This is a genomic window from Streptomyces sp. NPDC047000 (assembly GCF_040644295.1).
Taxonomy (GTDB): domain Bacteria; phylum Actinomycetota; class Actinomycetes; order Streptomycetales; family Streptomycetaceae; genus Streptomyces.
On record NZ_JBEYWE010000007.1, the window covers coordinates 300,983 to 323,455 of the forward strand.

Here is a 22,473-nt window from a genome sequence, read left to right on the forward strand (position 1 = left end):
GGTACTGGGAGCCGTACAACTGCGACGGCGGCACCACGACGCCCGTCGGCAACTTCGTCGTCTCCGAAGCCCAGTTCAACCAGATGTTCCCGAACCGCAACGGCTTCTACACCTACAGCGGTCTGGTCGCCGCGCTCAGCTCCTACCCCGGCTTCGCCACCACCGGCAGCGACGAGACCAAGAAGCAGGAGGCGGCCGCCTTCCTCGCCAACGTCAGCCACGAGACGGGCGGACTCGTCTACGTCGTCGAGCAGAACACCGCCAACTACCCGACCTACTGCGACTGGAGCCAGCCGTACGGCTGCCCGGCCGGCCAGTCCGCCTACTACGGGCGCGGCCCCATGCAGCTCAGCTGGAACTTCAACTACAAGGCCGCGGGCGACGCGCTCGGCATCGACCTGCTCAACAACCCGTCCCTGGTGCAGACCGACGCCGCCGTGGCCTGGAAGACGGCCCTCTGGTACTGGAACACCCAGTCCGGTCCCGGCACCATGACCCCGCACAACGCCATGGTCAACGGCGCGGGCTTCGGCCAGACGATCCGTTCCATCAACGGCTCCATCGAGTGCGACGGCAAGAACCCGGCGCAGGTGCAGAGCCGCGTGACCGCGTACCAGCAGTTCACCCAGATCCTGGGCGTCTCGACGGGCGCCAACCTGTACTGCTGACCCGGTCCCCGGGGACGTCCCGCCTCTCCCGCCGTGACGGGGCGACCGGCCGTGAGCGGCCGGTCGCCCCGTCACGGCACCTTGTGACACCCCTGTGACGGGAACTGTGACCTTCGTCGCCCACCCGCAGCCGTTCCGTCACCGCCGACCGGCCCGCCACGGGTGCGGAGCAAGGGGCCTCTGCCGCCTACGAGGTCACCAACGAGGGCACCGAGGCCCTGACCTACTCGATCGTCTTCACCTTCCTGGACGGTGACGGCGGAGCCGTGACGAACCGGACCGAGACCGTACGCGACGTCGGCGCCGGCGAGACCGTGCGGGGCACTGTGCGGGCCGGGCGGCCGACGCCCGGCGCACCGCGGGTGACGCAGGCCGAGGTCTTGGAGGTGACCAAGGTGCCCGCGGGCGAGGCGCCCGCCGCACCGGGCACGTGCCCCGCCTCCGGGATCAGGGTCGGTGCCGGCGCGGGTGACGCGGCCATGGGGCTGCGCGTCGTGGGCCTGCGCGTCGAGAACTGCGGCAGGCAGGCCTGCACCGTGGAGGGTTACCCGCTTCTGGAACTGCTGGACGACGACCTCGGCGCCGTCGGCGGCATCAGGATCCTCGACGGCAGCGGCGGCATCACCGCCGCCGCCGGGCCGGACCGGGAGCCCCGGCCCGTCACCCTCGAGCCCGGCGGGGCGGCGACCGCCGAACTGGTCCGGCGCAACACCACCGGGTCCGGGACACCGGTGAACGTGCCCTACGTCCGGGTCCGGGTGAAGAAGGGGGCGGACCCGGTGACGGTGACCTTGCACCTCGACCTCGGAACCACCGGCGAACTCGGTGTCAGGCCCTGGGTGCCGGCTCCCTGAACCACGTGGACTCCCGGCGCGGGGACGCCCGGCACGACACGGGCACCCATGTGCGGAAGTAATGGTTCCGTAACCTTGACTATATTGGTCCAGTCCAATAACGTCACCCCGCACAGAACCCCACACGAAACAACACCCCCCAGCCGTCACCTCGTTGACGGACCATCACCCCCACCCCGGGAGGGCCCCTGTGGTTTCCCGACGTTCCTTCCTGGCCGCCGCCGGCGCCGTCACCGGTGCGGCAGCGCTCAGCCCCTTCTCCCCGATCTCGCCGCTGGCCTCCACGGCGTCGGCAGCGGGGACGACGCTCCCCGTCAAGCTGGCGAACAACTCCGGCAGCGACACCGTCTACGCCTACATATCCGGCACCGACACCAGCGGCTGGCCGGTCTTCGTCTCGGCGAACGGCACCCTGAACCGACTGCCCAACCCGTCGTCCGCGGTGACCCCCATCGCCGACTACTCCATCCCGCTGGGCGCCTCCGGTTCGGCCGCCACCACCGTCAACCTGACCAACTACGTCATCAGCGGCCGCATCTACTTCTCGGTCGGCAAGAAGCTCCAGTTCTTCGTCAACCCGGGCACCGTGCCCGGTGTGGTGCAGCCCGCCCTGACCAGTGCGGACCCCAACTACTCGACGAACTGGACGTTCTGCGAGTTCACCTTCAACAGCGCCAACCTCTACGCGAACATCTCGTACGTGGACATGGTCGCGCTGCCGATCTCGATGTCGAGCACCGGCAGCGGGGGCACCCAGACGGTCAGCCCGCTGCCCTCCGGCGCCCTCGCCTCCATCGCCTCCGGCCTGCAGGCGCAGCACGCCACCGACGGAGCCCCCTGGGACCGGCTGGTGGTCAGCGACTCCTCCGGCGGGGTGCTGCGCGTCATGGCGCCCGTGCACTCGCCGGTGGACTTCGGCACCTACTGGGACGACTACCTGAACCGGGTCTGGAGCCACTACACCTCCACCTCGCTCACCATCAACGGCCAGGGCAGCATCGGCTCCTACACCGGCAAGGTCTCCGGCAACGCCATCGTCTTCTCCGGTCTCAACACCAACGGCGTGCCGTTCACCAAGCCGAGCGCCGTCGACATCTTCGGCTGCGCCTCCGGCCCGCTCTACAACTCCGGTGGTGACGCGCGCGGGGCGATCGCCGCCCGGCTGGCCGCCGCGATCAACCGCAGTTCGCTGCTGGTCTCCGGCGGGAACAACAACCCCGACGGTGTGACGCCCTCGCAGTACTACACGGACCCGATCACCAACCACTACGCCCGGCTCGTCCACAAGTACGCCAGCATCGGCTATGCCTTCCCCTACGACGACGTCGGCCCCACCGGCGCGGCCCCCGTCGACGGGCACATCCAGGACGGCGCGCCCACCTCGTGGACGGTCACCCTGGGCGCCGGCGGCTCCGGCGGCGGATCGGGCGGCGGCACGGGCACCGTCAGCGCCTACAGCACCATCCAGGCGGAGTCCTACTCGGCCCAGAGCGGGACCACCACCGAGAGCTGCTCCGACACCGGCGGCGGCAGCGACGTGGGCTACATCGCGAACGGCGACTGGCTGAAGTACTCCTCCGTGGACTTCGGCTCCTCCTCCCCGAACCAGTTCAAGGCCCGGCTGGCATCGGGTGCCGACGCGGGCGTCAGCGGCGCCATCCAGGTGCGGCTCGACAGCACCAGCGGCACGAAGATCGCCGAGATCGACTTCGCCAACAACGGCGGCTGGCAGAACTGGCAGACCGTTCCCATCAACATGGCCGCCTCCGCCACCGGCGTCCACGATGTCTATCTGGTCTTCTCCGGCAGCAGTTCGGACTTCGCCAACATCAACTGGTTCACCTTCACCAGCTGAACCCCGGCCGGCTGCGGCCCGCCGACCGCGGTGCGACCGCCCTGCCCGGGCGGTCGCACCGCGGTGCGTCCGGCACCCCTCTGCCGGGCACGGCCTCATGCCGCGCGCCGCCGGGGCCTTCCGGTCCGCGTGCTAGGCGGCGATGCCTCCGCCGGGGGTCGCGGTCGCGGGTGAGGGATCCACCGGGCGCGACGGGTCGCGCTGCCGTCTGCGTTGCAGCAGCCACGCGATCAGTAGGAGCGCGACCGCGACGGCGGTCAGGGCGAGCGGTGCCGCGACGGTCAGCAGGGTCAGGGCGAGACCGGCCGAGGCCGCCTTGTCGCCGAGTTCCGCGGCACTCCCGGGAGTGATCCTGAAACGGAGCGCGGAGACCGGCAGCAGGGGTGTCGCCCGGCCGCCGACGGCGACGGTCGCCACGATCTGCCGGTCCACCGTCTGGTCGATGGCGATGCCGGTCTGCCGGTCGATGTAGGCGACCAGGTTTGAGCGGCCGCTGTAGACGAGCGGCACGGGGTCCGGCAGCGCGGACAGCGCCGCAGGTGTGAGACGGGCCCGGGCCGCCGCGCCGAGTCCGGGCACCAGCGCGGTGACGAGCTTCCTGGGCAGGCCGGACGGCAGCGGTGCGAGCACCGCGGTGTCCTTGACCGGCGCCGAGACGGTGATCCGGTAGACGTTCACGGTACGGCCCTCGCGCTGCGCGGACCCCGTGTAGCGGACCGGCACGATCGAGCGGGTCGTCGGGTCGTAGTACGTGTAGGAGTCGTTCCGCGCGGCGTCCGGCGGGAAGGCCGCGCTCAGCGCGCCCCGCGAGGGCTCGACGGACACCGAGGCCGGTGGTGAGGTCCCCTTTCTGGTCTTCCGGTCGATCGCGTACGTCTGCGAGCTGGGCAGGGACTGCTTGCCGACATGGGCGGTCATCGTGTCCTCGAGCACGGCCGTGCCGCCGTGGGTCGAGGTGACCTTCACCCGCCGGTCGACGGTGAGGGGGATACCGGATCTGAGCGCGTGAGCGGTGTCCCCGGACTGCAGGGCCTTGCCGTCCAGCACCGTGGCCCGGCCCGCGTAGTGCACCGTCTGGTCGGCGTCGCCGGGGAGCTCGGTCGCGTCGGGGGCGACGACGAAGCGCAGGACCGCGGCGAGGGCGAGCAGGACGGCGGCGATGGTCGTCAGCACGATCGACGAACGGCGAACAGACACGATGGTCTCTCCTGACTGTTGTTCACATGGTTTCGGCGCCGGCTCTGACGGCTTCGCGGATGCGGGGGTAGGTCCCGCAGCGGCAGATGTTGCGGATGCCGTCCAGGTCGGCGTCGGTGACGGAGCGGCCTTCCTCCCTGACCCTGCGCACGAGGGCGACGGCGGCCATGATCTGGCCGGGCTGGCAGTAGCCGCACTGGGCCACGTCCCGGTTGAGCCACGCCTGCTGCATCGGATGCAGCTCCGCGCCCACGGTGGCCGGGAGCCCCTCGATCGTGGTGACCTCGTCGGCCGGCCGGAGCGCGCCGACGGGGATGGCACAGGGGTTGACGGCGCGGCCGTTGAGGTGACTGGTGCACGCCTTGCAGACGTTGATGCCGCATCCGTACTTCGGTCCGGTGACGCCGAGGACGTCGCGCAGGACCCACAGGAGCCGTACGTCGTCGGCGACGTCGACGGTGACCTGCTCGCCGTTGAGGCGGAAAGTGTGCTGGGGCACGGGTTCTCCCGGTGCTAGAGGGCGTGGTCCAGGCCGTCGGTGGGAGACGCGGGGACGGGCGGGACCGTCGGCTTGGGCTCGAAGGAGAGGGTGCCGTGGTTGACCGGGAAGCCGGTCGGCATGGTCCCCGTGGCACGGCCGTAGGCGCAGGCGACGGCGGCCATGGAGGCGGCGACGCCCAGTTCCCCGGCCCCGCCGGGCTCCCCCGTGGTGGTGGGCAGGACGACGATCTTCACCTCCGGCGGGGTGTTCCACTGCCGGGTGTAGAAGTAGTTGTCCCAGCTGGCCTCCAGGAAGTACCCGTCGCGCAGGTGCAGGCTGGAGGTGAGGGCCTGGGCGATGCCGTCCATGACGCAGCCCGTCATCTGCGCCTCCAGGCCACGCGGGTTGACCGCGAGGCCCACGTCGACGGCCAGCACCGCCCGGGTGACGCGCGGTCCGGCCACACCGTCGCGGACCGGGCGGTCGACCGTTTCGGGCCGGCAGTCGATCTCCGCCAGCACCGCGCTGACGGCGTGGTACTCGGAGTGCAACGCGATGCCCTGCGCCATGCCCGCCGGCAGGATCCGGCCCCAGCCGCCCGCCCGGGCGGCCGCGTCGAGCACCGCCCGGGACCGGTCGTCCCTGAGGAAGTCCCGCCGGAACCGGTAGGGGTCCTTGTTCATCCGGGCGGCGAGCCGGTCGACCAGGAGTTCCCGGGCGCAGGTGACGTCGGGGGAGTAGACGTTGCGCATGCTGCCGGTGTTGAAGCCCTTGTCGGTCTCGCTCAGGATCCGGCTGTTCTCGCCGAACTCGTAGGGCATCGACTGGGAGAGCTGGAAGAAGAGCTCCGAGAACCCGATGTCGCCCACCGGCAGTTCCGCGGCCATGGCGGTGAGGAGTTCACCGAGGCCGTGGCCGAGGTCGGTGGCGACGCTGGTGTGCCGCTGGCGGTAGCTGAGGACGGTGTTGCCGAGGTAGGAGATGCGTACCCGGGACGTGGCCATGGGGTGGGCGCGGCCCTGGCGCGCGTCGTCGGCACGGTGCCACATGAGCTTGACCGGCTTGCCTGTCGTCCGGGAGATCTCGACCGCCTCCAGCGCGGCGTCGAAGAAGAGTTTGCGGCCGAAGGAGCCGCCTCCCTCCGTGACATGGACGGTCACCGCAGCCGGTGGCAGGCCGAGTCTCGCGGCGATGGCCTCCTGCGCGACGATCGGTGCCTTCAGACACGACCAGATCTCCGCGCGGTCGGGGCGCACATCGGCTATCGCGCAGTTGGGTTCCAGCGCGCTGTTGCTGCGGAAGTGGAAGGTGAAGGTGCCCTCCACACTCGGCGTCAGCGGCGTGAGTCCGAGCGGCACCTCCGCCGCGCGCAGTTCCGCCAGCACGGACGCGTCGGACTTGCCCTCCGCGCTCCCGGGCCGCCAGGACACCCTGAGGGCGCGCACCGCGTCGATGCACTGGCCGAAGGTGGCGGCCCGCACCGCCACGCCGGTCGGGATCACGACGACGTCGGTGACACCGGGCATCGCGCGGACCTCTTCCGCGTTGGAGACCGAGCCGACCTTGCCGTTGATCGTCGGCGGACGGCACACCATGGCCGGCAGGGCGTCGGGGACCTGCAGGTCCAGGGTGAACCTCTTGCGTCCGGTGACCGCGGCGAGGGCGTCGACGCGGCTGCGCGGCGTCCCGATGACGGTGAACTCGGTACGGGGCTTGAGCTCCACGCTCACCTGTTCCACGCGCACGCTCGCGGCCCGCTCGCAGAGTTCCCCGATGCCGGCGCTCCGGCCGCCGGGGCCCGTGACGATCCCCGCCCGCAGGGTCAGTTCGCCGACGTCGGCATCCCATGCGGCGGCCGCCGCCCGCAGCAGCCGGGTCCGGGCGACGGCGGCGGCGACCCGGATCGGCGTGTACGTCGAGAACGTCGTGTTGGATCCGCCGGTGAGCTGGTTGAACACCAGCTCCGGCCGTGCGTCGGCCAGGGAGACGTGCACCTGTTCCAGGGGTACGTCGAGTTCCTCGGCGATCAGCATGGCCGTCGACGTGGTGATGCCCTGGCCCACCTCGGTCCGCGGCAGAGCGAAGCCGACGGTGCCGTCCTTGCGCACCTCCACGGCGATCAGACCGGAGGTCGGAGCGGCGGCCGCCGCCATCACGTCGCTGAGATCGATCAGCTGGGTGATCTCCGGCGAGGGCACCGCCGCCCGCGCCCCGGCGGCGGGGGCGAGTTCGGCCGCGGCGGTCAGCACCGGGGCGGCCAGGACGTAGCCGAGGAACCGCCGCCGGGCCGGGTGACCGGTGCCGGTCACGGGCGCTCTCCTCCGGTACGGGCCACCCCTGCGGCGGGCTGCCGTGGCTCACCGATGGGCCGGCCGAGGACCGTTCGGGTCGTTCCGTCGCTGCGCAAGATCGTCATCGTCCTGTCTCGGGGTCATGGCCGGAGAGCTCACACCTCGCTCTCCGGCAGTCGGTGCGGTGCGGCGGGCCCGGACCGATCCGGTGCGGTGGCGGCCGGGGGGGGGGGGGGGGGCCCGCGCGCCCCCCCGGGGGGGGGGGGGGGGGGGGGGGGGGGGGGGGGGGCCCCCCCCCCCCGGGGCCGGCGGGCCCGGCGTCCCTCAGGAGGGGCGGTTGGTGTCCGGGATGTCGAGGGAGATGGGCCTTCCCTCGGAGAGGAAGAGCAGGACGAACTTGCGGATGGCCTCCTCCACGGTCCAGGCGGCGGTCGGGATCAGCGGCAGCGGGATGAGCCCCTCGCGGAAGGCGACCAGCAGCGGCCAGGCGGCGCTGATCAGCGGCTCCCAGAACGGCTCCTGCTCCAGCCCGATCAGGTCGCCGGTCCGGTCGCCGAGCGTGTAGCGGGCGAAGGCACTGATGAGGGGCCGGGTGAGGCCGGCGTCGAGCTGCGCGACGATGCCCAGCAGGACCTGGGTCAGCTCCTTGCCCTCGGGTGTGGCGGCCAGGATCGGGTCGAGGACCTGCCTGGACTGCGCCTCGGCCTCCTCCCAGCTGGCGGGGATGTACTCGTCGAGGACGCCGAGCATGTGCGCCGTCACCTGCCACACGTGCAGGAAGCCGTCCGCTTCGGCGGAGCTGATCGGAACCTTCCAATCTTTTAGCTTGCGCATGACAAATGTGGCCAGGCTGTGCCAGGTGACCATGATGTCGGCCTGGCTGATGGGGACCTGCTGCCCGCCGCTGGTCTGCGACCAGTTCGGGGACTGCGGCAGCAGGTGCCGTACGGCGGCGTGCACCAGCCGGGTCCGCACCGCGGTGACGATCATCCCGCCCTGCGGCTGGTACGCGTACAGGTCCCCGACGTCGTAGCCGAGCTGGGCGGTCTTGGCGATGCGGTCCTTCATGGCCGCGCCGCCCTTGGAGTAGTAGACGGCGCGTGCCTCACGGGGGATGGCGGTGCTCATGAGGCCGCTGCCCAGCCCGTACAGGGCACCGGTGTAGATCCCCTTCTTCTTGGTGAACTGGGCGGCGGCCTGGAGTTTCCCGGGGTCGGCCCAGTCCGGCAGCCGGCGTGCCTGTTCCATGAAGGAGCGCAGGTCCGCGGGCAGGCCGTCGGGCAGGGGCTGGTCGTTGCGGGTCCACGTCCTGAGCGCCGCGTTGACCGCGGGCACGTCGCCGCGATCCAGCACGGCGGCCAGCACCGGGTCGGCCTCCTCGTCCCAGACCCACTGGGGGTCGAGTCCGGCTCCCGTGCCCGCCACCGAACCGCTCGGCGACCACGTCCACAAGGACCGCGCCTGGGCCGGTGACGCCGCGCTCAGCGCCCCGAGCGCCCCCAGCGCCCCTCCCGTGAACAGCATCTTGCGCCTGCTGAGTCCGTCCATCGCTCGGAACTCCTCCTCGGGTCCTGTGACTTCTTGAATCCTGTTGAATCCTGTGACGTTCTGCTTGTGCGTGAGAGAGCTGTGACGTGCGCCCCCGCCGGTACCGCCGGGGTTCAGCCGGGGCGGTTGGTCTCGGGGATCTCGATGCGGGTCCCCTGCCCCTTGGTGAGGTAGAACAGGATGTACTGACGTGCCGCCTCGTCGATCGTCCAGGCCAGCGGCGGCACCAGCGGCAGCGGGATCAGCTTCTCCCGGAAGGCGACCAGCTTCGGCCACGCGGCGGCGATCGCCTGCTCCCAGAACGGCTCACGGGGGATGGCGTCCCAGTCGGCGACCTGCTGCCCCACCAGATACCGGGCGAGGGCGTTCACGAGCGGCCGGTCGGTGCCCCCGGGGCTGGTCTGTTCGGCGAGCTGGCCCAGCAGGACGTCGGTCAGTTCCACGCCCTCGGGAGTGGAGTCCAGGACGGGCTCGAGGACCTGCTTGTACTGCGCGTTCGCGTCGTTCCAGGTGGCGGGGACGTACTCGTCGAGGATCCCGAGCAGATGCGCGGTCACCTGCCACAGGTGCAGATACGCCTCCGACTCCGCCTGGGTGAGCGGCACTTTCCACTCGAGCAGTTTCCGCATGGTGTAGGTCGGCAGGCTGTGCCAGGTGACCATCATGTCGGCCTGGCTGATGGGGATCCGCTGCCCGCCGCCGGTCTGCGACCAGCCCGGCGACTGCGGCAGCAGGTGCCGCACGGCCGAGTGCACCAGCCGGGTCTTGACCCCCTGCACGATGACGTCGCCGTCGGGGCGGTAGGCGTTCAGGGCGCCGACGGCGAAGCCCAGCAGGCTCGTCTTGGCGACCCGGTCCTCCATGTCGGCGCCGCCCTTGGAGTAGTAGACGGCGCGTGCCTCCCGGGGGATGGCGGTGCTGAGCATGCCGCCGCCGACCCCGTTGAGCAGATTGAGGTAGAAGCCCCTGGACTCGTTGAACCTGGCCGCGGCCTCGAGTTTCCCGCGGTCCGCCCAGTCCGGCAGCCGGCGTGCCTGTTCCATGAAGGCGCGCAGGTCCGCGGGCAGGCCGTCGGGCAGTGGCTGGTCGTTGCGGGTCCACGTCCTGAGCGCCGCGTTGACCGCGGGCACGTCGCCGCGATCCAGCACGGCGGCGACCACCGGGTCGGACTCCTCGTCCCACACCCACTGGGGGTCGAGTCCGGCTCCCGTGCCCGCCACCGAACCGCTCGGCGACCACGTCCACAGCGACCGCGCGCGGGCGGGCGACGCCGCGCTCAGCGCCCCGACCGCGCCCAGGGTCCCGCCTGCGAGCAGCATGGTGCGCCTGCTGACTCCGTCCATCGCGTCGAACTCCTCCTTGAGTCCTGTGACACAGCTGACTGCTTTGATACGATGAAACGCATCGCGCTTCGTTGTTTCATCAGGGGAGCACAGACGCGACGCGAACACCAGAGGCTTCACAGAAATCAGGGAGGCGATCATGGAACCCGTTCCGCCGGCCCCCGCAGGTCCGTCCGGCCCCCCGACCGTGCTGGAGGCCGCGTTCAACGAGGCCGTCGAAGGTGCCGAGCAGGACGACGAGGCGTCGACCCGCCTGCTCGACGCCGCCCACGAACAGTTCTGCCGCATGGGCATCAGACGCTCGACCATGGCGGACGTGGCGCGGCTGGCCGGTGTCTCCCGGATCACCGTCTACCGTCGTTTCGCCACCAAGGACCAACTTGTCGAACAGGTGGTGCGGCGGGAGTTCCGGCGCTATTTCGACCGGTTCATCGTGGAGATCCGGGAGGCCGAGACCGTCGCCGACCGCGTCGTCCTGGGGTTCGAGAGCTCACTGCGGGCCATCCGGCACAATCGCCTCATCGGCGGTCTCATGGCGGCCGAGCCCGACGTCGTCGCGCCTTCCGTGACCGGCGACGGAGGCCGCACCCTCGGCGTGGTGCAGCAGTTCGTCGCCTCGCGGCTGGCCCAGGAGCAGCGTGCGGGCTACATCGCCGCGGACGTCGACGTGCACCTGGTGGCCGAGATGATGGTCCGGATCTCGGCGTCGCTGCTGGTCATCCCCAGCCAGGTGATCGACCTCGACGACGACGAGCAGATCCGCGCGGTGGCCCGCCGGTTCCTCGTGCCGATGCTCGGCCCGCCGTACTCGCTCCCCTCGTAGCCCGTACGCCGCACGCCCCGGCCCGGCCCGCGCCGCGCGGGCGGTCCGGGTCCCGCGGCTACGGCACGGTGCCCCTCGCGGGATCCGCGGTGGAGGCGGATGTCGCCCGTGCCCTGGTCGGCCGCTGCTTCGGCGGAAGCGGCAACTCCACCCGGGAGGCCCGGGGTGCCCTCCTCCGCGCCCGTCCGGGCCGCCGCCTGACGAAGATCCGGACGATTCCCCGCCGGGACGACCATGGACGTCGATCGCGGGTATACGGCACGGCGTGACGGCAGTCCCTCAGGGGACGAGCCGCTCACGGTGGCAAGCCCTCACAGTGACAAGCCCCCCACAGGAGGAGCAGAGGATGACCGACGACGCCTATCTCGTCCTGCTGCCCGGCCCGGCGGCCGGGCTCGGCGTGCCGCCCTCGGCCGTCGGTGACCTCGCCTGTATGGAGACACCCGCCGTGCACGGCTGGCTCCAGGCGCAGGGAGTCACCGCGGCCTCACCCGATCTGCGTCTGGTGCCGCCGGAGGAGACGGCGGCCGTCCCGCAGGACGCCGAACGGCTGCCCGTACCGCTCGGGGAGGAGGAACTGAGCCGGCTGCGCCATCACATCGCTCCGCCTGACATCGCGCGGCTCGAGGAGGAACTGCTGGCCTACCGCTCCAGCACGGGCGGCCGGGACGCGCTGCTCACCCGCGCCCTGGCGAGCGGGTTGCCGGCGCACCGCATCGCGGAACTGACCGGTGAGGACCTGGCCGTCATCAAGGCGGTCACCCGCTGAGAGCCGGGCCCGGGAACCCGTGACCGCGGCCGGGGAAGCCGGGTGGCGGGCGGTGGACGGGGGATGCGGCCGAGCCGGATCCGGCCGGTGACCGGGTCCTGGCGGAGCCGATGACGACACGGCGCGGGTTGCCGCCGCCTCCGCCGGGCCGGCTGTACGGGTCCGCCGCGGCGGGGTCCGCCCCGCTGTCCGCTGCCGGCGCTGCCCCGCCGGTCCGCGCGGTCAGAGTCCGGCGCCGTCGGCGAGGACGGTGCGTGCGATGCGGTCGGCGTGGGCGCGGACCGCACCGGCGAGGTCCAGGGCGCCGTTCGAGATCACCCACTGGAGCTGGAGGCCGTCGCTGACGGCGATGCACTCGCGGGCCACCGTGGAGCAGTCGGTGTCCGGACGGAGCGTGCCGTTCGCGATCGCCGACCGGAACAACTCGGCCAGTTCGTCGACCGCGCGCTGATAGCGCTCGGTGAAGAGGGTGTGGGCCGCGCTGCCGGGGTCGGCCGCCTCGGCGGAGATGAGGACGAACAGTTCGATCAGGCCGGGCTCGGAGAGGCGGCGCTCGGTGGCGGTCACCATGGCCCGCAGGATGTCGCGTCCGCCCGCGTCCTCGGGCAGTCGGGTCCACCACTGCGCCTCGGTGGTGAACCGGTGTTCCATCACGGCCAGGAGCAGGTGTTTCTTGCTGCGGAAGTGGTGCAGCAGGCCGCCCTCGGTGATGCCGACGTCCTCCGCGACGCGGGTCAGAGCGGTGCGGTGGTAGCCCTCCTGTGCGAACCGACGGCTGGCCGCCTCCACGATCTTCTCCCGCCGGGCTATGCCCACCGAGTAGCTGCCGCGCCGGCCCCGGGTACTGCTGCTGGTCATGACGTTCACCGTACTCACCGCGGGGCGCCGGCAGGACGGCCGGACGCCTCCCCGGCCGGTGGTGTGACGTGCCTCACTCGCGAAAACCTAGCGCACTTGGTTTTTGGTTCGCATCATTACCGGAAACCTCGGCGTAACGACGCGCCGATCTCCCCTCGGAGCGACCATGAACCTTGCGCCCGACCCGGCGTCCCTGCCCACGGCAGACGCTGCGACCGGTGACACCGACGCGACCGGCCCCACACGGTCCGCCTCCGAAACCTCCCGCTGGACCCCCGCCGAACTGCGCCGGCTCGCCGCCCTGATCTGGCCCGGACAACTGCTCGTCGTGGCCGGCATCGTCGCCGCCAACTCCCAGCCGCAGATCGCGCAGCACTTCCACACCACGCAGATCGCCTGGTTCAGCCTCGCCTTCACCCTGGCGACCGTCGTCGCCACCCCGTTCGCCGTGCGTCTGGGCGACATGCACGGCAAGCGCCGCGTGATGCTCGTCCTCGCCGCGGCCGGCCTGGTGGGCGACCTGATCACCGTGCTGGCCCCGACCTACCCGGTCATGGTCCTCGGCCGGGTGGTCGGCGGTCTGTACGGTCCCGTCGCGGTCCTCGTCCTGGCAGCCGTCCGGGACCTGTTCCCGCCCCGCAAGGTCACGATGGCCCTGGGCACCGTCGCCGGTTCGGTCGGCGTGCTCAGCCTGCTCGCACCCCTGCTCTCCGGCTGGCTGCTGGACGCCTTCGGATGGCGCGGCGCGCTGTGGTTCCTCGTCGTCTCGACCGTCGTCGCCGCCCTGTCGCTGCTCGCGGTGCCCGAGACCCCCCGGCGGGCCGTGGCCGGCCGGCTGGACGTGACCGGAGCCCTCCTGCTGGGCGGCGGTCTCGCACTCGTGGTCTTCGGCGTCGGCCAGGGCAGCGGCTGGGGCTGGACCTCCGTGGGAGCCGCCGGTGCCATCGGCGCCGGCCTCGCCGCCCTCGGTCTGTTCGTCGCCGTGGAACTGCGGGTGGCCGCACCGATCCTGGACCTGCGCATGCTCAAACGCCGCTCCCTGGCGACCGTGCTGCTCGGTTCCTCCGTGCCCCAGGCCGCCTTCTTCGCCTCCCAGGCCGTCCTCATCTTCCTGGCGCTCTTCCCGCACATCCCGCACGTCTCGGACGGACTGGGATGGTCCACCACCCACAACGCGATCGTCGGTGTCCCCGCCGGACTGGTCACCTTCGCGGCCGGAGTCGGCGTGGGCCGGGCGGTACGGACCGTCAGCCCGCGCGCCGTCTGGTACGCGGGCCTCACCGTCCTGACCGCCGGACTCGTCCTCGCCGCCTTCTACCACCGCGACGCGGCCCAGATCGTCATGACCGGTGTCGTCATGGGACTGGGCGGCGGCATCCTGATGGCCGGCCAGCAGGCCATGATCGTGTCGGTGGTCTCCGCCGAGGAGCAGGCCGCCGCCAACGGCCTGTCCTCCCTGCTCACCCAGGTCTTCCTGGCCCTCGTCAACCAGATGCTCTACGCCGTCCTGGCAGCGGACTCCACCGTGCTCCGGGGCACCGCCTTCTACCACGACGACGCCTTCACCCACGCCTACCTGGCGATGGCCGCCGTCGTCGCCGCCGGGCTGCTGATCTCCCTCGCCATCCCCCGGCTGGCCCGCCCCGGCGGCGACGCCGCGCCCGACACCGTCACCGCCGTCCGGTGACGTGACCGGAAAGGCCCGCACCTGCCGGTGCGCCTTTCCGGTCGCAGCACCGGCCCACCGGTCCCTGACCCCACCGAGAGGAACACCCGTGCTCCCCGCCCGCCCCAGCCACCTGCGCGTCGAACACCTCGACAGGCCCCTGGGCATCGACGTGCCCCGGCCACGCCTGTCCTGGAGACTGCCGCACGGCGCCCGCACCCAGCTCGCGTACCGCATCGAAGCCGGTGACCGGGACACGGGACGGGTCACATCGGCCGCCTGCACCTACATCCGCTACGAAGGCCCCGAGCCGGGCGCGGGCACGCGCGTCGCATGGCGGGTGAAGGTGTGGACCGACCTCGGCGAGAGCGACTGGTCCGAGCCGTCCTGGTGGGAGACCGGGATGTTCGGGGCGCAGGACTGGCAGGCACGCTGGATCGAACCGGCCGAGGCGCGACCCGCTCCGGCCGGTCACCGCCCCGCACACCTGCTGCGTCACCCGTTCACCCTCACGAAGCCCGTCCGCGCGGCCCGCCTCCACATCACCGCGCACGGCGTGTACGAGGCGTTCCTGAACGGCAGCCGGGTCGGGGACGCGGAACTCACCCCCGGGTTCACCGCCTACCGCTCCCGCCTCCAGGTGCAGACCCACGACGTCACCGACCTGCTGCACCATGGCGGCAACGCCGTCGGAACGGTCCTGTCCGACGGCTGGTTCCGCGGCCGGCACGGATTCACCCGCGAGGCGGACGGATTCGGCACCCGTACCGCCCTCCTCGCCCAGCTGACCGTGACCCACCCGGACGGCACGGCCACCGTGCTCGGCACCGGCCCCGGATGGCGCAGCACCCCCGGAGCCGTCACCGCCGCCGATCTCATGGACGGCCAGACGACGGACCTGCGCGCCCACGACCCGCTCTGGGCGACCGCCGCCTTCGACGACCGGCACTGGGAGGAGGCCCACGTCGCCACCGGCGGCCTGTACGACGACTTCACCCGCCTCACCGGAGTCCTCGCCCCGCCGGTGCGCCGCGTCGCGGAGATCCGGCCCACCGCGGTGACCCGGCTGGGGGAGCGCCGGTACGTCGTCGACCTCGGCCAGAACATCAACGGCTGGGTCCGCCTGACGAACCTCGGCCCGGCCGGCACCCGCCTCACCCTCGTGCACGGCGAGGCACTCGACGCACAGGGCGACGTGACCACCGAGAACATCCGTGCCTTCGACTTCGCCACCCGGCGGCCCCTCCCCGCCGGACAGACCGACACCGTCACGTCCGCCGGCCGCCCCGAAGACGTCTTCGAGCCCCGCCACACCACCCACGGCTTCCGCCACGTCCGCGTCGACGGCCATCCCGGCCCCCTGACCCGCGACGACCTCACCGGCGTGGTCGTCCACACCGACCTCACCCGCACCGGATGGTTCACCTGCAGCGACGAGCGCCTCGACCGGCTGCACGAAGCCGCCGTCTGGAGCCTGCGCGGCAACGTCTGCGACGTGCCGACCGACTGCCCCCAGCGCGAGCGCGCCGCCTGGACCGGCGACTGGGCGGTCTTCTCGCCCGCCGCCGCCTACCTCTACGACGTCGCCGGCTTCACCGCCAAGTGGCTGCGCGATCTCGCCGCCGACCAGTGGGCCGACGGCACCGTCCCCAACTATGTGCCCGACCCGGCCGGCGAGAGTGCCCGCCGCGCCTCCGCCGAGGGCGCCACGAACGGATCGGCCGGCTGGGGCGACGCCGCGGTCACCGTGCCGTGGGAGATGTGGCGCGCCTACGGTGACCTCGACCTCCTGCGCACCCAGTACCCCTCCATGTGCGCCTGGGTGGATCTCGCCGCGCTCCGGGCACGCACCCGCCGCCATCCCGACCGGGCCGCCGCCCGCCCCGTGCCCGCCCCCCACGAGCGGTATCTGTGGGACACCGGCTTCCACTTCGGCGAGTGGCTGGAGCCGGGCGTGGCCCCCGACCTGGACCCCACCCGCGACCGCGGCGACGTGGCGACCGCCTACCTGCACCGCTCGGCCGGCCTCCTCGCCCGCGTCGCGGCCCTCCTCGGCAGGCCGGGCGACGAGGCCCGCTACCGGACGATCGCGGACGGCGCCCGCTCCGCCTGGCGGGCGGAGTACCTCGACGACGACGGCACGACCACCCCCGACACCCAGGCCACCCTCGTCCGCGCGCTGGCCTTCGGCCTTGTCCCCGCCCGCCTGCGCACCCGCGCGGCCGACCGGCTCGCCGCCCTGGTCCGCGCCGCCGGCACCCATCTGACGACCGGTTTCCTCAGCACCGGCCTGCTGCTGCCGGTCCTCGCCGACCACGGACACCTCGGCCTCGCCTACGAACTCCTCCTCCAGGACACGGCGCCCTCCTGGCTGACCATGATCGACAAGGGGGCCACGACCGTCTGGGAGGACTGGGAGGGCACGGACGGCGAAGGACGTCCCAAGATGTCGTACAACCACTACAGCAAGGGAGCCGTCATCTCCTTCCTCCACCAGTACGTGGCAGGCATCCGGACGGCCCCGGCCCCCGGCCCCGGCGAAGCGGGACACCGGCGTTTCCTCGTCGCGCCCCGTCCCGGCGGCGGCCTCACCTCCGCCTCCGCACGGCACGACTGCCTGTACGGTCCGATCGTCTCCGCGTGGCGCTGCCACGACGGCCGCTTCGACCTCACCGTCACGGTGCCCCCGGGCACCGAGGCCGAGGTCCGCCTGCCGGGAGACACCGCCCCCGTCCTCGCGGGCCCCGGCACCCACACCTACCGCCGCCCGGCACCGGGGGAGCGGGCCCCGGACACCGCGGCGGACGCGGACGCGCACCCCGCCGGCTCCTGAGCCTCTCCGGGACGGCCCCGCCCGTCCGGCCCGTGCCGCGGCACCGTTCCCGGCCGGTCCGGCACGGCTCTGCGGGAACGGGCGGAAGGACCGTCAGCGCAGCCGCCGTGCCCGCAGCACCAGGTCGTCCGTGTGATGCGCGCCGGCACCCCCGTCCGGCGCCACGCGCGGCCGCCGCTCGTCCGCCTCCACCACCCAGGCGTCGTCGAGCAGAGCGGCCACCGTCGAGGGCCAGACGTAGTCGGCCGGGTCGAAGCCGCTGTCGTGCGCCTCCCGGGTCTCCATCCCCGCGTGGTGCACAAGCAGCAGCGTGCCGCCCGGGGCGACGGCCGCGAGCAGCGCCCGTTCGGCCGCGGCCCCGGGGGTGCGCAGCAGGGCCGGGTACTGCGCGGAGACCAGGTCGAAGGAGCCCGGGGGGAGCGCCGCTTCCGTCAGTGCGGCGTGGACCCAGCGGATCTTGACGCCGGCGTCCCGCGCGTGCCCGGCCGCCCGGTGCAGTGCCACGCCCGAGACCTCCAGTGCCGTCACGTCCCAGCCTTCGCGGGCCAGCCATACGGCGTCCGCGCCCTCGCCGCAGCCGACGTCGAGCACCCGGCCGGGGGTGAGCCCGGCGGTCTCGGCCACGAGCGCGCCGTTGGGCCGGCCGCTCCACAACTGCGTCCGGTCGGCGTACCGGCCGTCCCACTCGGCCCGTACGGCGGGATCCCCGGCGTATCCGGCGGCAGGGAACGGGCCGGAGTCAAGCGGGTCGGCGGGAAACGGGCCGGGAAGAAGCGGGTTCTCGGACACGGGCGGTCCTGCGGTGCTGTTGTCGGTCACGGGCCAACCGTCGCCCCCGGCGCCCCGGTCACGCCAGCTCTGTTGCCGGTCCGGCAAAGCCGGTCTCCGACGGGGGTGCCCGGCACGAAGCCGCTCCGGCCGGAGGGACGGAGGGCCGGAGGGGCCGAACGCCACGACCGCGGTGACCGCCTGGCGCACGGCGTCGCCGTCCAGACCGTCGGAGGTGTTGACGTCGTCAATACGCGACGCCTAGTGTTGACGAAGTCATCAAGCGACCGCTACGGGCCGAGGTACACCCCATGTCCGACCGCCGAAGCACGTCCCCGCGAACGACGCCCGCCATGCTCATCGATGTCATGGACGCCGGTTCCGTCCCCGAACACAGACTGCAGGAGAGCCTCGGCCCCCTGGCCGCCCGGCTCGCCGACAGCGAGGGCACCGCCGAGGCCGCCCCGGACCCGGCCCGGCTGATCGTCCGGGTCGCCCTCACCCCCGCCCCCGTACCCGCCGCGGACGGTGCGGAGCCGGTGGCACTCTCCCGTGACCACCTCATCGACGCGCTCGCGGCCCATCACCAGATCGAGCGGGAGGTCACCCGGGTGCTGGGCCTGCCCGGCCCCCTGCCCCTGCTGACGCTCACGATCGAGGGCCCGTGGCAGCGCCGGGAGGCGGAACTGTCCGCCGGACGCGACCGCGACCTGGTCGGCATCGCCGAGATCGCCGAACTGCGAGGGGTCGCCCGGCAGAGCGCCCACCGCACCACCCGGCTGCCCGACTTCCCCGACCCCTACGCCGACCTGGCCGCGGGCCGGATCTGGCGGCGCCACGACGTCGAGGAGTACTTCGCCCGCCGCGACCGCAAGGCACGGGAGAGCAAGGCGCCCGCGGGCTCGGCGGCGCCGTCCCTCGTCTACCGGCTGCAGATCGCGAGCATGCTGGCCGACCTCCGCAGGCAGCTGCCGCCCGATCTGGCGACCGCGGCCGAGCACCCGCACCTGCTGACCGGCACCACGCTCGCGCGGGCCGTCGCCGAACTCGGCGGCCCCGCCGCGATCTGCGACCGGCTCAGCGTCTCGGTCCGCACCGTGCAACGCTGGATAGCCGGAACCGACCAGCCGCCGGCGTAGCGGGCGGGGTCCGGCCCGCCCCTGACCGCACATGTGTCCGTGCGCCCCGGCCGGGTGGCCGGGGCGCACGGACACGTCCTGCGCCGAACCCTTCGGACCGGGCCGGCGTCACCCCTGCCGGCGTCTCAACCCGGCAGTTTCCAGTTCTGGGCGGCCGAGCCGTTGCAGGTGTACAGCTGGAGCTGAGTGCCGTTCGCGGTCGAGGAGTTGGGGTCGTCCAGGCACAGCTTGGACTCGGGGTTGACCAGTGATCCGTTGGTGCCCGCGCTCCACTGCTGGGCACCGGTGCCGTTGCACGTCCAGAGCTGGATCAGGGTGCCGTTCGTGGTCCCGCTGTGGTCGGCGTCCAGGCACTTGCCCAGGGCACGTACCGTCCCGTCACCCGCGATGATCCAGTCCTGGGCGTAGCTGCTGTTGCAGCCGTAGATCTGGACATGGGTGCCGTCGGAGGTGGACGAGGACGCGTCGTCCACACACAGCCCGGACGCGACCGAGGAGGTCAGCGGTCCGATGCGCGGGGAGGCGGGCGCCGTGGTGTCCCCCGCGTACGAGGGCGGAGCCGCGGTCGCCGCGGTCGCCCACGAGGTGTTGGCGGCGGTGCCCAGGGTGAAGTCCAGGGTGCCGCCGGCCGTGACGGCCGAGGTGGGGGCGTAGGCGTTGTCCCACGCCGTGCCGTTCCATGCCGCCGACTGGACATAGGGAGCGTTGTCGGCGGCGCCGTTCCCGTTGACGGTCAGCGTCCTTCCCGACGGAAGAGTCACCACGGCCTGCGTGAACAGCGGTGAGCCCAGCGCCAGATCGGAGGTGCCCGGGGTCTCGGGGAACATGCCGAGCGCGGACCACACGTACCAGGCGCTCATCGCACCGAGATCGTCGTTGCCGTCGGCCAGCCCGCCCGGGGTGTTCGCCCAGATCTGGTCCTGGATCGCGCGTACCGTCCCCTGCGTCTTGTAGGGCTGCCCCGTGTAGTCGTACTCCCACGGCAGCTCGATGCTGGGCTCGTTGCCGACCCACGCATAGCCGTTGGCGCCCGTGTAGCTGCGCAGCACGGTGTCGAGGTAGTGGTTCATGGCCGTGTTGCCGCCCTTGGCGCGGGCCAGGCCACCGATGTCGAACGGGACCATTCCGGTGTAGATCCACGAGTCGGCCTCGACCATGTCGGTACCGCTGGTCGGGTCGAAGCCCCCGGTCCACGCGCCGCTCGCGTTGCGGGGTTCGACGAAGCCGGACGCCGGGTCGAGCACGTTGCGCCAGTCCTGCGCGCGGTTGGCGTACGTCTTCTGGTTCGCGGTGTCACCGAGCGCGCCCGCCATCGCGGAGAGCGCGAAGTCGGCGGTGTCGTACTCCAGAGTGGTGGCCACCGGACCGTAGAAGTTGCAGCAGCCGTAGCTGCCGTCGTGCGGCATGTAGCCGGGCGAGTTGAGATAGGTGAGGCCGGGCCGGTCGTTGTTGGCCGTGCTCGCCTGCTTGACCATGTCGGCCAGGGCGGTCGTGGCGTCGAAGTTCCTGGCACCGAAGGCGTAGTAGTCGGCGAGGATGGCGTCCGCCGGGTCACCGACCATGACGTACGACTCGCCGTTGTTCTCCGACCACTTGGGGAAGACCCCGGTCTGCGCGTAGTCGTCGACCATCGACTGCGCGGTGTCGGAGGCGACCTGAGGGGCTATCAGGGCTTCGAGCTGGGCCTGTGACCGGTAGATGTCCCAGCCGGAGTAGTTGGCGTACGCCGCGCCGTGGCCCGCGTCCACGGTGTGCGTCCGGCCGTCGAAGCCGTAGTACTGGCCGTTCGTGTCACTGATCACGTTCGGGTGCAGCAGCGAGTGGTAGAGCGCGGTGTAGAAGGTCTGCTGCTGCGCGGCCGTCCCGCCGGCGATCTGCACCTTGCCGAGCGTGCTGTTCCACGCGTCCTGCGCGGCGGCACGGGTCGCGTCGAAGTCCCAGCCGGTGTTCTCCGCGGTCCGGTTGGCGACCGCGTTGGCGACCGACACGTAGGAGACGCCGACCTTGGCCTGCACCACCGGGTTGCCCGTGGTGTCGAAGGTGACGTAGCCGTTCGAGGCGGCGGCGTCCGGGGAGACGGTGCCCTTCGCGGCCGTCGGTGACGTCGGATCCCCGGTGCCGGGGTTCTTGCCGTGCAGCACAGGCCTGCCCGGCTTCTCCGCGGCGTTCTTCGACGCCTTGTCCGGCGTCGCGGAAGGGGCGGCCGACGCCTTGGCGAGCGAGCTGCCCTGTGAGGCGAAGGGGTGGTCGAAGACCATGTCGAAGTACACGCTGTACGTGTTTCCCGCACCGCAGAAATGACCGCTGGTGACCTGCCCGCTCACCTCGGTGTTCGACACCTTGGTGAACTGCGTGGAACTCGCACCGTTCTGGCTGCCCGTCAGCTTGAAGACGAGGTTGGCCTGACTGGTCGACGGGAAGGTGAAGCGCGCCATACCGCTGCGCGTCGTGGTGGTCAGCTCGGTGGTCACCTGGTTGTTGAGAGCGACCTTGTACGATCCGGCGGACGCCGACTCGTTGGCGTGCGAGAACGCGTCCGTCGCGCCGGTGTTCACGGCCCCCACCGTGGGCAGCACCGGTATGTCACCGGCCGCCCCGCAGCCGGGTCCGGCGATATGGGTCAGGCTGAACCCGGTGATCGACGAGTCGTTGTACTCGTAGCCGCCGCCGTCGGGACGTGACGGCGTGTCCGGGCTCCACTGCACCATGCCGAACGGGACGTCGGCGCCCGGGAAGTCGTCGGCCTGGTTCGACGTCCCGATGAACGGATTGACGAGGGTCGCCGGCGAGGTGACGAGCGCGGCCTTCTGCGTCGCCCACGCGGGTGTGCACAGTCCGGCGGCAGCCAGCGCCGCGGCAGCGAACAGGCCGATCGCCGCGGCGGCGGGAGGTCTCGACAGGGGTCTCTTCACAGGGTTTTCTCCTCTACTCGGAGCGGGAGCCGAGCGCGACAACGTTGTCCGAAGAGCGGGAGACGCAGCCGCCCGATCGGTGACCGAGGGTGCCGGGGCCACCGAGGCTGGCAACGTTGTCGAGTCGTGGAGCCGGGATGCCTGAGATGCGAGCGCTTCGACGGGCGCCCGGGGGTGCGGGGGTGCGGGGGTGCGGGGGTGCGGGGGTGCGGGGGTGCGGGGGTGCGGGGGGAACTCTCCGCGAAGCTAGCCACAAGGCAGGGTCATGTCAACGACTCGCGCAAGCCGGCCCCGGAGAGCGCGACGGCGGGGCCCCATGACGCCGTGGAGCCCGTCCTTCGGACGCCCGGCGCTGCTTTCCGAAACCCGTCCCAGTGCCGCGGCAGGCAGCGTTTGCCCGTGAAGGAGCGGCGTCCGGTGCGTGCTCTCTGGGGGTCCCCCCTGCTCGAAGAGCTTGGGGGAGTGCCG

At 72.1% G+C, this 22,473-nt stretch carries 16 protein-coding genes; 8 read left to right on the top strand and 8 right to left on the bottom strand.

Annotated elements, in window-relative coordinates:
* The 3 genes from ABZ862_RS14955 to ABZ862_RS14965 all read left to right on the top strand — a co-directional run.
* The coding region (locus ABZ862_RS14955; RefSeq protein ID WP_360957293.1) for a chitinase at positions 1-668 on the top strand (668 nt) is incomplete at its 5' end.
* A gap of 266 nt (positions 669-934) precedes the next feature.
* Positions 935-1,522 carry a DUF4232 domain-containing protein gene (locus ABZ862_RS14960; protein ID WP_360957296.1) on the top strand — a complete coding sequence of 196 codons (588 nt, stop codon included), beginning with the start codon at positions 935-937 and terminating at the stop codon, positions 1,520-1,522.
* A 190-nt stretch (positions 1,523-1,712) separates the two neighbouring features.
* Positions 1,713-3,377, top strand: a complete 1,665-nt coding sequence (locus ABZ862_RS14965; RefSeq protein ID WP_360957298.1) for a beta-1,3-glucanase family protein — start codon at positions 1,713-1,715, stop codon at positions 3,375-3,377.
* A gap of 132 nt (positions 3,378-3,509) precedes the next feature.
* Here the strand turns inward: ABZ862_RS14965 and ABZ862_RS14970 are convergent, their stop codons facing one another.
* From ABZ862_RS14970 to ABZ862_RS14990, 5 genes are all read right to left on the bottom strand, one after another.
* Complete coding sequence (locus ABZ862_RS14970; RefSeq protein WP_360957301.1) at positions 3,510-4,574, bottom strand: porin PorA family protein; 1,065 nt, start codon at positions 4,572-4,574, stop codon at positions 3,510-3,512.
* A 22-nt stretch (positions 4,575-4,596) separates the two neighbouring features.
* Positions 4,597-5,073, bottom strand: a complete 477-nt coding sequence (locus ABZ862_RS14975; protein ID WP_360957304.1) for a (2Fe-2S)-binding protein — start codon at positions 5,071-5,073, stop codon at positions 4,597-4,599.
* Positions 5,074-5,087: 14 nt separating this feature from the next.
* On the bottom strand, positions 5,088-7,364 hold the full coding sequence (locus ABZ862_RS14980) for a molybdopterin cofactor-binding domain-containing protein (RefSeq protein ID WP_360957307.1): 2,277 nt from the start codon (positions 7,362-7,364) through the stop codon (positions 5,088-5,090).
* A 306-nt stretch (positions 7,365-7,670) separates the two neighbouring features.
* A complete protein-coding gene (locus ABZ862_RS14985; RefSeq protein ID WP_360957309.1) occupies positions 7,671-8,894 on the bottom strand; it encodes an oxygenase MpaB family protein in 1,224 nt (407 codons plus the stop codon).
* A 113-nt stretch (positions 8,895-9,007) separates the two neighbouring features.
* Complete coding sequence (locus tag ABZ862_RS14990; protein ID WP_360957312.1) at positions 9,008-10,237, bottom strand: oxygenase MpaB family protein; 1,230 nt, start codon at positions 10,235-10,237, stop codon at positions 9,008-9,010.
* Between the two features lie 139 nt (positions 10,238-10,376).
* On the opposite strand from ABZ862_RS14990, the gene ABZ862_RS14995 reads away from it, so the two are divergent.
* Entirely contained in the window at positions 10,377-11,060 is a 684-nt protein-coding gene (locus tag ABZ862_RS14995; RefSeq protein WP_360957315.1) for a helix-turn-helix domain-containing protein, read from the top strand.
* A gap of 346 nt (positions 11,061-11,406) precedes the next feature.
* Positions 11,407-11,829: a DUF6003 family protein gene (locus ABZ862_RS15000; protein WP_360957318.1), complete on the top strand. Its 423-nt coding sequence runs from the start codon at positions 11,407-11,409 to the stop codon at positions 11,827-11,829.
* A gap of 222 nt (positions 11,830-12,051) precedes the next feature.
* On the opposite strand, the gene ABZ862_RS15005 is transcribed toward ABZ862_RS15000, so the two are convergent.
* Positions 12,052-12,687: a TetR/AcrR family transcriptional regulator gene (locus ABZ862_RS15005; RefSeq protein WP_360957321.1), complete on the bottom strand. Its 636-nt coding sequence runs from the start codon at positions 12,685-12,687 to the stop codon at positions 12,052-12,054.
* Between the two features lie 166 nt (positions 12,688-12,853).
* Between ABZ862_RS15005 and ABZ862_RS15010 the strand changes: the two genes are divergently transcribed.
* Together ABZ862_RS15010 and ABZ862_RS15015 are read left to right on the top strand one after the other, a co-directional pair.
* On the top strand, positions 12,854-14,374 hold the full coding sequence (locus ABZ862_RS15010) for an MFS transporter (RefSeq protein WP_360957324.1): 1,521 nt from the start codon (positions 12,854-12,856) through the stop codon (positions 14,372-14,374).
* Positions 14,375-14,462: 88 nt separating this feature from the next.
* On the top strand, positions 14,463-17,186 hold the full coding sequence (locus tag ABZ862_RS15015) for a family 78 glycoside hydrolase catalytic domain (protein ID WP_360957327.1): 2,724 nt from the start codon (positions 14,463-14,465) through the stop codon (positions 17,184-17,186).
* 93 nt (positions 17,187-17,279) lie between these two features.
* Here the strand turns inward: ABZ862_RS15015 and ABZ862_RS15020 are convergent, their stop codons facing one another.
* Positions 17,280-18,005, bottom strand: coding sequence for a class I SAM-dependent methyltransferase (locus ABZ862_RS15020; RefSeq protein WP_360957330.1), 726 nt, complete (start codon positions 18,003-18,005; stop codon positions 17,280-17,282).
* A 302-nt stretch (positions 18,006-18,307) separates the two neighbouring features.
* On the opposite strand from ABZ862_RS15020, the gene ABZ862_RS15025 reads away from it, so the two are divergent.
* Positions 18,308-19,093: a hypothetical protein gene (locus tag ABZ862_RS15025; RefSeq protein WP_360957333.1), complete on the top strand. Its 786-nt coding sequence runs from the start codon at positions 18,308-18,310 to the stop codon at positions 19,091-19,093.
* A 125-nt stretch (positions 19,094-19,218) separates the two neighbouring features.
* On the opposite strand, the gene ABZ862_RS15030 is transcribed toward ABZ862_RS15025, so the two are convergent.
* Positions 19,219-22,005 (bottom strand): lectin, encoded by a 2,787-nt coding sequence (locus ABZ862_RS15030; protein ID WP_360957336.1) that lies wholly within the window; start codon positions 22,003-22,005, stop codon positions 19,219-19,221.
* Between the last annotated feature and the right edge of the window lie 468 nt (positions 22,006-22,473).

Bases quoted from the DNA above. Each gene is read 5' to 3' on its own strand.
- ABZ862_RS15010 (WP_360957324.1), top strand. From the start codon at position 12,854: ATGAACCTTGCGCCCGACCCGGCGTCCCTGCCCACGGCAGACGCTGCG.
- ABZ862_RS14985 (WP_360957309.1), bottom strand. From the start codon at position 8,894: ATGGACGGACTCAGCAGGCGCAAGATGCTGTTCACGGGAGGGGCGCTG.
- ABZ862_RS15000 (WP_360957318.1), top strand. From the start codon at position 11,407: ATGACCGACGACGCCTATCTCGTCCTGCTGCCCGGCCCGGCGGCCGGG.
- ABZ862_RS15025 (WP_360957333.1), top strand. From the start codon at position 18,308: ATGCTCATCGATGTCATGGACGCCGGTTCCGTCCCCGAACACAGACTG.
- ABZ862_RS15005 (WP_360957321.1), bottom strand. From the start codon at position 12,687: ATGACCAGCAGCAGTACCCGGGGCCGGCGCGGCAGCTACTCGGTGGGC.
- ABZ862_RS14990 (WP_360957312.1), bottom strand. From the start codon at position 10,237: ATGGACGGAGTCAGCAGGCGCACCATGCTGCTCGCAGGCGGGACCCTG.
- ABZ862_RS14995 (WP_360957315.1), top strand. From the start codon at position 10,377: ATGGAACCCGTTCCGCCGGCCCCCGCAGGTCCGTCCGGCCCCCCGACC.